The organism is Bradyrhizobium ingae (assembly GCF_055791185.1).
Map to the genome: position 1 here is coordinate 1 of NZ_JBVUBB010000101.1, position 806 is coordinate 806.

1 protein-coding gene is annotated in these 806 nt (G+C 64.4%); it reads left to right on the forward strand.

Features of this window, described 5'->3' with window-relative positions:
* On the forward strand, window positions 1–546 hold a 546-nt coding region (locus ACV1FX_RS41715; protein WP_473123282.1), incomplete at its 5' end, for an IS110 family RNA-guided transposase.
* Window positions 547–806: the final 260 nt, after the last annotated feature.

Below are 806 nucleotides of genomic sequence, written 5' to 3' on the forward strand. Positions count from 1 at the left end.
CAGCGAGACGAACGCGTGCCGGCCTTGGCCCGCGAACTGTTTGCGATGCTTGCTCGCCAATATGATCAGGTGCAGGTCGAACTGAAGGCGATCGAGGCCAAGCTTGTGGCCTGGCACCGCGCCAATGCCGTGAGCCGACGCTTGGCCGAGATCCCGGGCGTCGGTCCGGTCACGGCCGCCGCGCTGGTGATGAAGGTGCCCAATCCGCACACCTTCCGCTCGGGGCGGCTGTTCGCCGCTTGGCTTGGCCTCACCCCAAAGGACCATTCCACCGCCGGAAAGACCAGGCTCGGCAAGATAACCCGTGCCGGCGACGAGAGATTGCGTCAGCTCCTTGTGGTCGGGGCGACCGCGGTGGTCAAGCAAGCGAACGGGAAGCACCGTCGCGGATCGCGCTGGCTGCTCGACCTGATCGAGCGCAAGACGCCGAAGCAGGCAGCCGTGGCGCTGGCCAACAAGACCGCACGTATCGCCTGGAAGCTGATGACGACGGGAGAGAGTTACGACGCTGCTCGGCTCGAGGCCAAAACGGCCACCGCCGCGTAGTCGAGAGATTCGGCCGACCGGCGCTCACCGGCCGAACCGGAGCTGCAAGAGCAGAGGAGATGGTGAGATCGATCGATCCAGGGCGCGAGCAAATCCGTGGGACCCATTGGCCGAACGAGGTCGCTTGGGTGATTGGAACTCGTGTCGCGGAAACCATCTTGGCCAGCGGTCCAACAAGCCGCATCAACAGGCCGGACATATGGATGCAAGCGATCCGATCAAACCTCACTTGGCTCTTGTGCCACGGGGGCCGTCCACAT